This is a genomic window from Bacillus sp. PS237 (assembly GCF_037963345.1).
GTDB lineage: Bacteria > Bacillota > Bacilli > Bacillales > Bacillaceae > Bacillus > Bacillus subtilis.
Genome location: NZ_CP150156.1, coordinates 1,504,282 through 1,517,388, shown reverse-complemented (window position 1 = coordinate 1,517,388; position 13,107 = coordinate 1,504,282). Strand labels below are relative to the sequence as shown.

Here is a 13,107-nt window from a genome sequence, read left to right as displayed (position 1 = left end):
TTTTCTTACATCTTAATCTTCGCGTGATCAGATTCTCTCGCCTGTTTGACCGTGCGATAAGGAGAATATGTACTTTGTTCCTCAAACTCGCCGCATAGCTTTTTTTCTTCGGCCTTCCCCGGTACAATTTCCTTGAAACGGCGGTAAGCTTTAAGCAGTTCTTCACGATCCGCCCCTTTTTCATATGCAAGCTCAACCTGCTGGAAAAATGCAATCACATCCACTGCTTCTTCGGTTGTCCAATCTTCATTCATCGGATATTGATACTCCATTTTCTTCACTCCTTGTAGATTTACTTCCCTTAAGAGAAAGCATCTTCATTTGATCATAAATTGTTCTTTACATTCTTTCAAGTTCATAATATAATTCATTTGTTTTACGTCTAAAAAACGGTTGAGAAACTGATTTTAATACACACTATTATGCATAGGTATGATTACAAAGGTGGGAAAACAATTGTCGCAACATGAAACACCCTTATACACAGGACTGAAAAAGCATGCAAGCAGACAGCCTGTTCAATTCCACATTCCCGGCCATAAAAAAGGGGCAGGAATGGACCCAGAATTCAGACAATTTATCGGTGAAAACGCGTTAAGCATAGATTTGATTAATATTGAACCATTAGACGATCTGCACGCGCCAAAAGGCATTATTAAACAAGCACAAGATCTGGCTGCTGAAGCATTTGGAGCGGATCATACATTTTTTTCTGTTCAAGGAACAAGCGGCGCCATTATGACAATGGTAATGGCTGTTTGCGGACCTGGTGATAAAATTATTATTCCAAGAAATGTTCATAAATCAATTATGACAGCTATTGTATTTTCCGGAGCGGTTCCAATTTTTATTCATCCTGAAATTGACAATGAATTGGGCATCTCCCACGGAATTACACTTGAATCTGCTAAACGGGCGCTTACCGAGCATCCGGATGCAAAAGGGCTTCTCGTCATCAACCCGACATATTTCGGTGTTGCAGCCGACTTAAAAAGCATCGTAGAACTCGCTCATTCGTTTGATGTGCCAGTGCTTGTGGATGAAGCACACGGCGTTCACATTCATTTTCACGACGAATTGCCGCTATCGGCTATGCAGGCAGGAGCGGACATAGCAGCGACAAGTGTACACAAGCTGGGCGGATCACTGACACAAAGCTCTATTTTAAACATGAGAGAAGGCCTTGTATCTAAAGACAGAGTGCAATCCATCCTGAGCATGCTGACAACTACGTCAACTTCTTACTTGCTTCTCGCTTCTTTGGATGTTGCCAGAAAACGCCTTGCAACAGAAGGCCGCCAGCTTGCTGAGGAAACACTCAAGCTTGCCAATCAGACGAGAGATCGCCTCAATCAGATTGAAGGCATTTATTGTGTCGGTTCTGAGATTCTTGGGTCGAAAGCAGCTTACAGCTATGATCCGACAAAATTGATTATCTCTGTGAAAAGTCTTGGCCTGACAGGACATGACGTGGAAAAATGGCTTCGTGAATCCTTTAATATTGAGGTGGAGCTTTCTGATCTGTACAATATTTTGTGTATTTTCACTCCTGGTGACAGCCAAAATGATGCAGACCGGCTTGTAGAGGCTTTAACTGAGATCGCACAGCAAATGTCAGAACAAGATGTAACACATCAGCAAACTGAGGTTCTGCTTCCAGAAATACCTTTATTGGCAATGACTCCGCGTGATGCTTTCTATGCAAATACGGAAGTCATCCCATTAAAAGAAGCATCCGGACGGATTATTGCTGAATTTGTCATGGTATATCCGCCTGGTATTCCAATCTTCATCCCAGGAGAAATTATTACAGAAGAAAACATCAGCTACATTTTTAAAAACCTTGACGCAGGCCTCCCTGTTCAAGGACCTGAGGACTCGACTTTACATATGATCCGGGTCATCAAAGAACAAAAAGCAATTCAATAAAAAATAAAAAGCATGCGGCTTTAAGCCGCATGCTTTTTTTTACTCTTCATCAACAGGACATTGACATTGTCCGCAGCAAGTTCCATATAATGTTGTCACTTTCTCATCTTCAAAGTAATGAATGGCTTCGTTGCAATCTTGGCAAACAATCGTACCCATCTCTTATTCCCCATTTCTTTGAAATTTGAAAACGCTTAATTTCTTTTGTTGTTATTATATTAATATGTCACATTTAAAATGTCAACAACAAACTGTATAACACATTTTATTTCATATCATCATATTCACCTTGTTTTTCCATTTTCCATCATACAATATCTTCTTCATACAGAAGCTTTACTCGATATATATGCCACAGCACATAATGTAATTGCACGTTTTCTTGAACTTTCATCCAAGAATGCAGCAAAAAATTCAATATACCCCAGGTTGCTATTTTAAACGATTGATATAATATGTAATCTCACTTTAAAAACGGTTTCAATTATATAACAATTAGGTAACAAGAAGCAGATTAAGCCGTCTCTCGTGATAAACTAAAGCTAGTTAACTACTGTTTATACAGAGGAGAAGATAGATGCGATATCGCGCGGTATTCCCCATGCTGATAATAGTATTTGCTTTATCGGGCTGTACGCTTTCCACCATCAATCCGATGAAAAAAAGCCGGATTGACAACATTCATCATACACAAATCCTGTTTTTTTCTGATGAGAACCAAATAGACCAGGAAGCGCCTTATTACGATGCACTGCTTGATTTAGAAAAAGATTATCCCGAGCAAATAGATAAAATGAAGGTCTATGATAAAAAAGAAGGCTGGGAAGATGAGATTGAAACTGTCCCTACCCTTATGGTTGTTGATCAGCGCCATGTCGTGGTGAAAATCGAGGGATGTGTGAAAAAGAAAGAAGACATCATTAAACCATTACAGCATGTGCTGTCAAAATAAAAAAACAGCCCTCGCTCAAAGCGGGGCTGTTTTTGATATGAAAATTATTTTACGATGTGAATCGGACTTCCGATTGCCACTTCAGCAGCTTCCATTGTGATTTCGCCCAATGTTGGGTGAGCGTGAATTGTCATTGCGATATCTTCAGCAGTCATGCCGCCTTCAATCGCTAAGCTTAATTCAGAAATCATATCAGAAGCACTTGCTCCGGCGATTTGCGCACCGATCACAAGACCGTCCTCTTTACGAGTGATCAGCTTCATGAAGCCGTCTGTTTCGTTAAGAGAAAGCGCGCGGCCGTTTGCTGCAAATGGGAATTTAGCAGCAACAATGTCAAGACCTTCTTCTTTCGCCTGTGCTTCAGTGTAACCAACTGATGCAAGTTCAGGCTCAGAGAAAACAACCGCAGGAATACCAAGGTAATCGATTTCTGCAGGCTCTCCAGCGATAGCTTCTGCAGCGATTTTACCTTCGTAAGATGCTTTATGAGCAAGCGGCGGTCCTTCGATGATATCACCGATTGCATAAATGTTAGGTACGTTTGTGCGGCACTGTTTGTCAGTTTTCACGATACCGCGGTCCGTCATTTCGATACCGACTTGCTCAAGACCAAGCTCATCAGTGTTTGGACGGCGTCCTACTGTAATCAATACGTAATCAGCATCAACAGTTTTTTCTTCGCCTTTTACTTCGAAAGTAACTGTTACGCCGTCTGGTCTTTCTTCAACGCCTTTAGCCATCGCGTTTGTATGGATTTCAACGTTGCCTTTTTTCTTCAGTCTGCGTGTAACGAGAGAACTCATTTGTTTTTCGAAGCCAGGAAGAATTTCATCTCCGCCTTCAAGAATAACAAGTTCAGTACCGAAGTTAGCATACGCAGTTCCAAGTTCAGTTCCGATGTATCCGCCGCCGATAACAACGAGCTTTTTAGGAATTTCTTTAAGAGCCAAAGCGCCAGTTGAATTCAGGACACGCTCACTATATTTGAAGTTTGGCAATTCGATAGGACGAGAACCAGTAGCAATGATTGCGTTTTTAAACGTGTATGTTTGAGCAGAGTTCTCATCCATAACACGAACTGAATTGCTGTCTACAAAGTAAGCTTCACCTTTTACAACATCTACTTTGTTGCCTTTAAGAAGACCTGCTACACCGCCAGTAAGCTTGTTGACAACAGAAGCTTTCCATTCTTGAACTTTTGTGAAATCAACTGTTACATTCTCAGCAGTGATTCCCATGTCATCAGAATGTTTTGCATTCTCATAACGGTGACCTGCATTGATCAGCGCTTTTGAAGGGATACATCCAACGTTCAGACAAACGCCTCCAAGAGTTGCTTTTTCAACGACTGTTACTTTTTGTCCAAGCTGTGCAGCGCGGATGGCAGCTACATAGCCGCCAGGTCCCGCACCAATTACAAGAGTATCTGTTTCAATAGGGAAATCTCCTACTACCATAACATTACGCCTCCATTAAAATTAATTGTGGATCGTTCAGTAAACGCTTGATGTGATTTAATGCATTTTGCGCAGTTGCTCCGTCGATCATACGGTGGTCGAAGCTGAGAGAAAGAGCTAAGACTGGAGCTGCTACGATTTCGCCATCACGAACAATCGCTTTTTCTGCAATGCGTCCGATACCAAGAATCGCAACTTCTGGATGGTTGATAACCGGAGTGAACCATTGTCCGCCGGCAGAACCGATGTTTGTAATTGTGCAAGATGCGCCTTTCATTTCAGCTGGAGCAAGCTTGCCTTCACGAGCTTTTGTTGCAAGGCCATTGATTTCATCAGAAATTTCAAAGACAGATTTACGATCTGCATTTTTCACAACCGGTACAAGCAAGCCTTTTTCAGTGTCAGCAGCGATACCGATGTTGAAGTAATGTTTTTGGATGACTTCATCTGTTTTATCGTCAATTGACGTGTTTAAAACAGGGAATTTTTTCAGTGCAGATGTAAGAGCTTTTACAACGTAAGGCAAGTAAGTCAGCTTGATTCCTTGATCAGCAGCAACCTGTTTGAACTGTTTACGATGTGCAACAAGGTTTGTTACGTCCACTTCGTCCATTAACGTTACGTGAGGAGCAGTGTGTTTAGAGTTAACCATCGCTTTTGCAATTGCTTTACGGATACCGCTCATTTTTTCGCGTGTTTCTGGGAATTCGCCCTCTGGAGCTGGTGCAGCAGCCGGTTTAGCAGCTGTTTCTTGTGGTGCAGCTGTTTCTTGCGGTGCAGCTTCTTGCGCTCCTCCGTTTACAAAGCTGTCGATATCTTCTTTTACAACACGTCCGTTGTTGCCTGAACCAGTAACCTTACGGATGTCTACACCTTTTTCACGTGCATATTTACGTACGGAAGGCATAGCGATCACGCGTTTGTTCGGGTCAACTTCAGCTTGATCCTGCTGTCCTGCGCCAGTAGCTTTTGCAGGCTCTTGAGCTTGCTCTTCTTTCGCAACGTCTTGTCCAGCTTCTGCAGTTGACTGAACTTGTGCTTCAGTTTTCGCATCGTCAGACTCGTCGCTGCCTTTAAATTGAAGATCTTCGTAACCAGGTGCATCAAACGTAATAATCGTTTGTCCAACAGTTGCAACCGTTCCCTCTTCAACTTTTAATTCTAATACTTTTCCTTTAACAGGTGAAGGAATTTCTACTACTGCTTTATCATTTTGGACTTCAGCCAGTACATCATCTTCGTCTACCTCGTCGTTAGGCTTGACAAACCATTTTACGATTTCGCCTTCGTGGATACCTTCCCCGATATCTGGAAGTTTAAATTCAAATGCCACAGTTCTCGACCTCCTAGTTTGATTAAGCAATTTTAAAGTTTACATCGTAAGCATTGAAAACAGATATATAATAGAGGGAAAACGTTCATCTTCCCTCTCGATTATGCAGTTTGATTAAAATTCAAGCACTTTTCTTGCTGTTTCAAGAACGTCTTTATGGTTTGGAAGCCATACGCTCTCCGCTTGAGAGAAAGGAAATACTGTATCTGGCGCTGCAACGCGAAGTACAGGTGCTTCCAAGCTCAGGATCGCACGGTCATTAATTTCTGCTACTACGTTTGCAGCAATACCGGCTTGTTTTTGTGCCTCTTGAACGACAATCGCGCGTCCTGTTTTTTCTACAGAGGCGATAATTGTATCGATATCAAGTGGGCTTACTGTACGAAGGTCGACAACTTCAGCAGAAATGCCGTCTTTTTCAAGCTCATCAGCAGCTTTTAATGATTCATGAACCATTGCGCCGTAAGTGATGATTGAAAGATCAGTACCTTCACGTTTCACGTCAGCTTTTCCAAGCTCAATTGTGTATTCTTCTTCAGGAACTTCCTGACGGAAAGAACGGTAAAGCTTCATATGCTCTAAGAAGACAACAGGATCATTGTCTCTGATCGCAGAAATTAAAAGTCCTTTGGCATCGTAAGGAGTTGATGGAATAACAACTTTGATACCAGGCTGTTGTGCAACAAGACCTTCCAAGCTGTCAGCGTGAAGTTCAGGAGTATGAACACCGCCGCCGAATGGAGAACGAATTGTTACAGGTGAAGTCCAGCGTCCGCCAGAACGGTAGCGCATACGAGCCATTTGGCCAGAAACTGAATCCATTACTTCATAAACAAATCCGAAGAATTGGATTTCCATTACCGGACGGAAGCCGTTTAAGCCTAAACCAAGGGCAAGACCGCCGATACCAGATTCAGCAAGTGGCGTGTCAAACACACGGTCTTCACCGAATTCTTTTTGCAATCCTTCTGTCGCACGGAATACGCCGCCGTTTACACCAACGTCTTCTCCGAAAACTAAGACATTTTCGTCATTTTTCAGTTCTGTGCGTAACGCATCCGTGATTGCTTGAATCATTGTCATTTGCGCCATGGCTTACTTCGACTCCTTCTGTGTATAAATTTCAAATTGCTCCTCAAGGTTGTGAGGCATTTTTTCGTACATGATTTTCATTAAATCAGTTACTTTTTGCTTCGGTTCAGCATCAGCTTTTTTGATCGCTTGCTTAATTTCTTCTTTCGCATCCTCAATCACTTTTGCTTCTTCTTCTTCAGACCATAAGCCTTTGTTTTCAAGGAACGCACGGAAACGTACAAGCGGATCTTTTTGTTCCCACTCATTTTCGATTTCTTTTGTACGATATTTAGTAGGATCGTCACCAGCCATTGTGTGCGGGCCATAACGGAATGTAAGTGTTTCAATTAGTGTTGGACCTTCGCCGTTGATTGCGCGCTCGCGTGCTTCAGCAGTTGCTGCGTATACAGCAAGCGGATCCATTCCGTCTACTTGTACGCCGACAATACCGGCAGCTACAGCTTTTTGTGCAATTGTTTCAGCTGCAGATTGTTTTTCAACAGGAGTTGAAATCGCGTAACGGTTGTTTTGCACCACGAAGATTGCAGGTGCTTTATAAGCTCCGGCAAAGTTAATTCCTTCGTAGAAGTCCCCTTGAGAAGCTCCGCCGTCACCAGTGTAAGTGATTGCGACAGCTTTCTTACCGCGTTTTTTAAGACCTAGCGCAACACCGGCAGTTTGAATGTATTGAGCACCGATAATGATTTGTGGAGAAAGGGCATTCACATCATCAGGCATTTGGTTTCCTCTGAAATGTCCGCGAGAGAAAAGAAACGCTTGATATAATGGAAGGCCGTGCCAAATTAACTGAGGCACATCACGGTATCCAGGAAGAACAAAGTCTTCTTTTTCAAGCGCGAAATGCGTTGCAATCTGAGAAGCTTCTTGACCCGCAGTAGGAGCGTAAAATCCGAGACGTCCTTGACGGTTTAATGAGATAGAGCGTTGGTCAAGCACACGCGTAAATACCATGCGGCGCATTAGCTCTTTTAATTGATCATCAGTTAAATCAGGCATCGCCGCTTCATTCACGACTTCTCCCTTTTCATTTAAAATTTGGAACGTTTCGAACTGCTTTTTAATGGCATCAAATTGCTTCTTACTGTCAACGATAGCTTTTTTCGTTTTTGCAGCCATACTAAGTCACCTCTTCCTTTCTTTTAAACAGTCATTAGACGTGCATTCCTTTTATACATACAAACTTAGGGTACCCTAAAGTATCAGCAGTAAGTCGTATTATATTTTAGCCGATCCCCAGTTTGCCAAAACCTTTTATGTAGGATAGTTACACTCTGCTTTGAACTGTATTATTTCGAAGTTGTAAAAAACTAATACAACACCGCTTAACATGGATTAGTTTACACCAAATAAAGAAGAACCGTCAATCGTTTTCATCGCTGATTTTCAATAAATGTATTCGCTTTACATTTTCATCAAAAAAACAGATGCCAACCGCACCCAAAACTGTACTAGTATACCTTACTATGCTGTACTACAATAGAAATGAAAATTTTGAACGAAATCCGAATCGCATTTCATTCAAAAAAAGAGCTGATCGAGTCAGCTCTTTTTCACACGATAGCCTGCAGCATCATATAAATCTTCCCGGGCTTTATTATATTTTTCGGTTTGTTCATTAAATTCTCCGCTATATTTAAGGATCTTTTCATAAGAAGCATTGACTTTATCGATCTGCTGATCCAGATCATCTCTTGTCAAATCTTTGTCTTTCAGCTGCATATACAGTTTTTTATTAAGCTCAAGCGCTTTTTTATACTCTTTATACATAGTGCCATATGATGTATATCTTTTCTCCATATGGTTTGCTGCGGCATCGGCCTTTTCTTTTATGTCTTTTTCCTTAATATGTTCCGCTGACGTTTTTGCTTCCTCAAATTCTGTTTCCGATTTTTTCATGCTGTCATTTTCAAGCTTTAGGTGTTCTTCGCGCTTGCTGACATTTTCAAGCGCCTTATTAGATAAAGCAACAATTTTTTTATAATCATCCATATTGAGCTTCATAACACTATCGTAAAGCTGATTTTCTTTGGCCTCTAATTCTTTGAGTGTGTTTTGTTCTTCTTGAAACGGCTTTTCCGATTCCGCGGCTTTTTCTAATGAATGATGAAGTGAATCAACCGGGTCCTGTCCCATGCATCCTGTTAATATCAGTGCCATGGCACAAAAAGCTCCGATCTTGATTCCAGGCCGCCGTTTTATAGCGTCTTTCACGTTAAATCCCCCAATCTTGACAATTTCTACTATAGAATCCATGGGGACATTTGGCAATAGCCGTGCTGTATAAATGCAATACTGAAATTAAATCAAAAAAGTGAAAAATCAGGACAGATGACCATACAACTTTTTTGTTTTTACATAGGTTATATTAGACGCTATGCCTACTTATAAAGGCTCTGGCGTAATTAAAAGAGGAGGTTATGTAATATGTATGGATATGGTTACGGCGGAGGCTGCTGCAGTTATGGTGGTTACGGATATGGTGGCTGCGGATATGGCTACGGCCGCACCTTTGCGCTAATCGTTGTTTTATTCATTCTGTTAATCATTGTCGGAGCTGCTTATTTAGGTGGAGGCTGTTGCTAACCACACAGCATGAAATTGACCAGCCATATACGGCTGGTCATTCGTTTCGTTGCACCTTTGTGAAGAAATCCGATATAATTTACATATTAAGCTTTAGGAGTGAAGTTTCTTGATTACTATGGAAAACATCGTACGTGACGGCCATCCAGCCCTCAGAGAGACTGCCGAACCTGTTGAGCTGCCTCCAACTGATGCAGAAAAACAGCAGCTGGCCGACATGATCGAATTTGTTAAAAACAGCCAAAATCCAGAATTAGCCGAAAAATACAAGCTGCGCCCTGGCGTAGGACTCGCAGCTCCTCAAATTAATATCAAAAAACGAATGATCGCCGTTCATGCGGAAGATGCTTCCGGTAAATTATACAGCTATGCTCTGTTTAATCCTAAGATCGTCAGCCATTCAGTTGAAAAAAGCTACTTAACAAGCGGCGAGGGCTGCCTCTCTGTGGATGAAGCGATTCCCGGTTATGTTCCCCGCTATGCTCGCATCAGAGTAAAAGGAACAACACTAGAAGGCGAAAATATTGATATTCGTTTAAAAGGATTTCCGGCTATTGTGTTTCAGCATGAGATCGATCATTTGAACGGCGTTATGTTCTATGATCATATTGATAAGGAAAATCCTTTCAAAGAACCTGAAAATGCAATCGCAATTGAGCGCTAAAAGAGAAAACGGCTGGCACAATGCCAGCCGTTTCTTTATTTTAAAAGGCCCAATTCTTTGACAGCGTATGCAATTCCATCCTCGTCCACCGGTTTTGTTACAAAGTCCGCGATTTCTTTCAGTTCGGGAACAGCATTTCCCATAGCAACGCCTGTCCCAACGTATTCAATCATTTGCAAATCATTTAATCCGTCGCCGAAAGCATATGTATCGCCGATATCAAACGGAAGACGCTCAATCACTTTTTTGATTCCTTCTGCCTTCGAACCTCCGTGCGGCAGAACATCAGTCGATAGCTCATGCCAGCGAACTAGATCAAACTCAGGAAAAGCGGCATAAGCTTTTTCTTCTTCATCCTGACAAAATAAAAGAAGCTGAAAAATTTCTTTTCCTTCATAAAAAAGGTCATCGGTCTCTGGATAATCTGTTTTAAGGCTGCCGATTCCCTCGAGAACATGGGGGTGATCCGCAACAGTCGCTTTCATCGTGTCCTCAGCCATAAACACAACAGGATGCTTGCCTTCATCCGCCTGCTTTAATAATCGCCTGATTGCATTTTCAGGCAGCGGATTTTTATAAATCACTTGATTTTCAAAGACAACAAACTGTCCATTGTAGGAAATAAATGAGTGGATGCCCAGCTCCTCCAAAATCGGCTTAACCAAAAATGGAGACCGGCCGCTGGCAATAAACACATGATGCCCTTGGCGCTGAAGCTCCGCCACGGTTTTTCTCGTACTTTCCGGTATATTCTTATCATGATCATATATTGTGCCGTCAATATCAAAAAAGATTAATTTAGAATCCATCGCAACTTCCCCTTTATCGTCTTGGTCTGCAATTCCCACCCTCATCATACAAAAAGATTGTCATTCAGCAAACAATTTCGTTCAAAAATCATATTAAATTCCATTAATAACCACGAAAAGTCTTCCTCAATCTCCGTATACTATTTGTATAAAAGAACTCTGGGACAAATTTTTCATTAAAGGAGGGACTGGCTAATGCTGCGTAAATTAAGAAAGAAACTCAGAAGACAATGGAACGGAATGCTCCGTAAGAAAGCAATTGCCTGACAAGGGATCTTTCACTTTTTGAGAGATCCTTATTTTGCTCAAGGCTTTCCTTATATTCCGTTTTCGAATATAATAGAATGAGCGAGTCTAACATACGGCATTTAAGGAGAGATTTGGAATGATTTATAAGGTATTTTATCAAGAGAAGGCTGACGAAGTACCTGTTCGGGAAAAGACAGATTCACTTTATATTGAAGGCGTATCTGAGCGTGACGTCAGAACAAAGCTGAAAGAAAAGAAATTTAATATTGAGTTTATTACACCTGTTGATGGTGCATTCTTAGAATATGAACAACAGAGCGAAAATTTTAAAGTATTGGAGTTATGAGCGGTATGAAATTTGTAAAAAATGATCAGACTGCTGTTTTCGCCCTCGGAGGTTTGGGCGAAATCGGTAAAAATACGTACGCGGTGCAATTCCAGGATGAAATTGTACTGATTGATGCGGGGATCAAGTTTCCCGAGGACGAACTGCTCGGAATTGACTACGTCATCCCTGATTATACGTATTTAGTCAAAAACGAAGATAAAATTAAAGGGCTTTTTATCACCCACGGGCACGAAGACCACATCGGCGGTATTCCATACCTGCTCAGACAAGTGAATATTCCTGTATACGGCGGAAAACTCGCGATCGGCTTACTTCGGAATAAACTTGAAGAGCATGGATTATTGAGACAGACGAAACTGAACATTATCGGCGAGGATGATATTGTAAAGTTCCGCAAAACGGCTGTGTCATTCTTCAGAACAACACACAGTATTCCGGATTCCTACGGCATTGTTGTAAAAACGCCGCCCGGAAACATCGTACATACTGGGGATTTCAAATTCGACTTTACTCCAGTCGGCGAGCCGGCAAACTTAACGAAAATGGCCGAAATCGGTAAAGAAGGCGTTTTGTGCCTTCTTTCAGACAGCACAAACAGTGAAAATCCGGAGTTTACCATGTCTGAGCGCCGTGTAGGAGAAAGCATTCATGACATTTTCCGCAAGGTGGACGGCCGAATTATCTTCGCCACATTTGCGTCGAATATTCACCGCTTGCAGCAGGTAATTGAAGCTGCTGTACAAAATGGAAGAAAAGTTGCCGTATTTGGACGCAGTATGGAATCGGCTATCGAAATTGGACAGACACTCGGTTATATTAACTGTCCTAAAAATACGTTTATTGAGCATAACGAAATCAATCGTATGCCTGCTAATAAAGTAACAATTTTATGTACAGGAAGCCAAGGGGAACCAATGGCGGCGTTATCAAGAATTGCAAACGGCACACACCGCCAAATTTCAATCAATCCTGGGGATACAGTCGTATTTTCTTCATCCCCTATCCCAGGCAACACAATCAGCGTGAGTCGAACAATCAACCAGCTGTATCGTGCGGGTGCTGAGGTTATTCACGGCCCTCTTAACGATATCCATACATCCGGTCACGGCGGACAGGAAGAACAGAAGCTGATGCTTCGTTTAATCAAGCCTAAATTCTTCATGCCGATTCACGGTGAGTACAGAATGCAAAAGATGCATGTCAAACTTGCAACAGATTGTGGCATCCCAGAGGAAAACTGCTTTATCATGGATAATGGTGAAGTATTAGCACTTAAAGGCGATGAGGCTTCAGTTGCAGGAAAAATCCCGTCCGGTTCAGTGTACATTGACGGAAGCGGTATCGGTGATATTGGCAATATCGTACTTCGTGATCGCAGAATTCTCTCTGAAGAAGGACTTGTCATCGTTGTTGTCAGCATTGACATGGACGACTTCAAGATTTCAGCGGGTCCTGATTTGATTTCCAGAGGATTTGTGTACATGAGAGAATCTGGTGACTTGATCAACGACGCTCAAGAGCTCATTTCAAATCACTTACAAAAAGTAATGGAACGAAAAACGACTCAATGGTCTGAAATCAAAAACGAAATTACAGACACGCTTGCACCTTTCTTGTACGAAAAAACAAAGCGCCGTCCAATGATCCTGCCGATCATTATGGAGGTTTAAAAAAAGAGGCACTCCCT

At 41.9% G+C, this 13,107-nt stretch carries 14 protein-coding genes; 6 read left to right on the top strand and 8 right to left on the bottom strand.

Going from position 1 to position 13,107, the window contains the following annotated elements; translation table 11 throughout:
- Positions 1-5: 5 nt before the first annotated feature.
- A complete protein-coding gene (locus NST22_RS07935; protein ID WP_003245382.1) occupies positions 6-272 on the bottom strand; it encodes a UPF0223 family protein in 267 nt (88 codons plus the stop codon).
- 184 nt (positions 273-456) lie between these two features.
- Here NST22_RS07935 and speA point away from each other — a divergent pair, with 184 nt between their 5' ends.
- Positions 457-1,929 (top strand): arginine decarboxylase, encoded by a 1,473-nt coding sequence (speA, locus tag NST22_RS07930; protein ID WP_003244780.1) that lies wholly within the window; start codon positions 457-459, stop codon positions 1,927-1,929.
- A gap of 39 nt (positions 1,930-1,968) precedes the next feature.
- On the opposite strand, the gene NST22_RS07925 is transcribed toward speA, so the two are convergent.
- Positions 1,969-2,088 carry a GapA-binding peptide SR1P gene (locus NST22_RS07925; protein WP_003232305.1) on the bottom strand — a complete coding sequence of 40 codons (120 nt, stop codon included), beginning with the start codon at positions 2,086-2,088 and terminating at the stop codon, positions 1,969-1,971.
- Positions 2,089-2,506: 418 nt separating this feature from the next.
- Here NST22_RS07925 and slp point away from each other — a divergent pair, with 418 nt between their 5' ends.
- On the top strand, positions 2,507-2,881 hold the full coding sequence (slp, locus tag NST22_RS07920; RefSeq protein ID WP_003245672.1) for a peptidoglycan-associated lipoprotein Slp: 375 nt from the start codon (positions 2,507-2,509) through the stop codon (positions 2,879-2,881).
- A gap of 44 nt (positions 2,882-2,925) precedes the next feature.
- Here the strand turns inward: slp and lpdA are convergent, their stop codons facing one another.
- The 5 genes from lpdA to NST22_RS07895 form a co-directional block, all read right to left on the bottom strand.
- Positions 2,926-4,338, bottom strand: a complete 1,413-nt coding sequence (gene lpdA / locus NST22_RS07915; protein WP_003232309.1) for a dihydrolipoyl dehydrogenase — start codon at positions 4,336-4,338, stop codon at positions 2,926-2,928.
- 4 nt (positions 4,339-4,342) lie between these two features.
- Entirely contained in the window at positions 4,343-5,671 is a 1,329-nt protein-coding gene (gene pdhC, locus NST22_RS07910) for a pyruvate dehydrogenase complex dihydrolipoyllysine-residue acetyltransferase (protein ID WP_003232311.1), read from the bottom strand.
- A 114-nt stretch (positions 5,672-5,785) separates the two neighbouring features.
- Positions 5,786-6,763, bottom strand: coding sequence for a pyruvate dehydrogenase complex E1 component subunit beta (gene pdhB, locus NST22_RS07905; protein WP_003232313.1), 978 nt, complete (start codon positions 6,761-6,763; stop codon positions 5,786-5,788).
- Positions 6,764-6,766: 3 nt separating this feature from the next.
- The gene (gene pdhA / locus NST22_RS07900; RefSeq protein ID WP_003222294.1) at positions 6,767-7,882 is read right to left on the bottom strand and encodes a pyruvate dehydrogenase (acetyl-transferring) E1 component subunit alpha; all 1,116 of its coding nucleotides are present in this window, start codon (positions 7,880-7,882) and stop codon (positions 6,767-6,769) included.
- Between the two features lie 423 nt (positions 7,883-8,305).
- The gene (locus NST22_RS07895; RefSeq protein ID WP_009967146.1) at positions 8,306-8,977 is read right to left on the bottom strand and encodes a YkyA family protein; all 672 of its coding nucleotides are present in this window, start codon (positions 8,975-8,977) and stop codon (positions 8,306-8,308) included.
- 213 nt (positions 8,978-9,190) lie between these two features.
- Between NST22_RS07895 and NST22_RS07890 the strand changes: the two genes are divergently transcribed.
- A complete protein-coding gene (locus NST22_RS07890; protein ID WP_003232317.1) occupies positions 9,191-9,349 on the top strand; it encodes a YjcZ family sporulation protein in 159 nt (52 codons plus the stop codon).
- A 109-nt stretch (positions 9,350-9,458) separates the two neighbouring features.
- Positions 9,459-10,013, top strand: a complete 555-nt coding sequence (gene def, locus NST22_RS07885) for a peptide deformylase (RefSeq protein ID WP_003245474.1) — start codon at positions 9,459-9,461, stop codon at positions 10,011-10,013.
- Between the two features lie 35 nt (positions 10,014-10,048).
- Here the strand turns inward: def and NST22_RS07880 are convergent, their stop codons facing one another.
- On the bottom strand, positions 10,049-10,822 hold the full coding sequence (locus NST22_RS07880; protein ID WP_003245153.1) for a Cof-type HAD-IIB family hydrolase: 774 nt from the start codon (positions 10,820-10,822) through the stop codon (positions 10,049-10,051).
- 385 nt (positions 10,823-11,207) lie between these two features.
- Between NST22_RS07880 and rnpZA the strand changes: the two genes are divergently transcribed.
- Both rnpZA and rnjA read left to right on the top strand, forming a co-directional pair.
- Positions 11,208-11,417: an RNA polymerase subunit omega 1 gene (gene rnpZA / locus NST22_RS07875; RefSeq protein WP_003222303.1), complete on the top strand. Its 210-nt coding sequence runs from the start codon at positions 11,208-11,210 to the stop codon at positions 11,415-11,417.
- Positions 11,418-11,422: 5 nt separating this feature from the next.
- Positions 11,423-13,090, top strand: coding sequence for a ribonuclease J1 (rnjA, locus tag NST22_RS07870; RefSeq protein ID WP_003245660.1), 1,668 nt, complete (start codon positions 11,423-11,425; stop codon positions 13,088-13,090).
- Positions 13,091-13,107 lie beyond the last annotated feature (17 nt).

What these genes read in the sequence shown, in the direction of transcription:
- NST22_RS07935 (WP_003245382.1), bottom strand. Translation starts at nt 272, where the DNA reads ATGGAGTATCAATATCCGATGAATGAAGATTGGACAACCGAAGAAGCA.
- NST22_RS07925 (WP_003232305.1), bottom strand. Translation starts at nt 2,088, where the DNA reads ATGGGTACGATTGTTTGCCAAGATTGCAACGAAGCCATTCATTACTTT.
- slp (WP_003245672.1), top strand. Translation starts at nt 2,507, where the DNA reads ATGCGATATCGCGCGGTATTCCCCATGCTGATAATAGTATTTGCTTTA.
- lpdA (WP_003232309.1), bottom strand. Translation starts at nt 4,338, where the DNA reads ATGGTAGTAGGAGATTTCCCTATTGAAACAGATACTCTTGTAATTGGT.
- pdhB (WP_003232313.1), bottom strand. Translation starts at nt 6,763, where the DNA reads ATGGCGCAAATGACAATGATTCAAGCAATCACGGATGCGTTACGCACA.
- pdhA (WP_003222294.1), bottom strand. Translation starts at nt 7,882, where the DNA reads ATGGCTGCAAAAACGAAAAAAGCTATCGTTGACAGTAAGAAGCAATTT.
- NST22_RS07890 (WP_003232317.1), top strand. Translation starts at nt 9,191, where the DNA reads ATGTATGGATATGGTTACGGCGGAGGCTGCTGCAGTTATGGTGGTTAC.
- NST22_RS07880 (WP_003245153.1), bottom strand. Translation starts at nt 10,822, where the DNA reads ATGGATTCTAAATTAATCTTTTTTGATATTGACGGCACAATATATGAT.
- rnpZA (WP_003222303.1), top strand. Translation starts at nt 11,208, where the DNA reads ATGATTTATAAGGTATTTTATCAAGAGAAGGCTGACGAAGTACCTGTT.
- rnjA (WP_003245660.1), top strand. Translation starts at nt 11,423, where the DNA reads ATGAAATTTGTAAAAAATGATCAGACTGCTGTTTTCGCCCTCGGAGGT.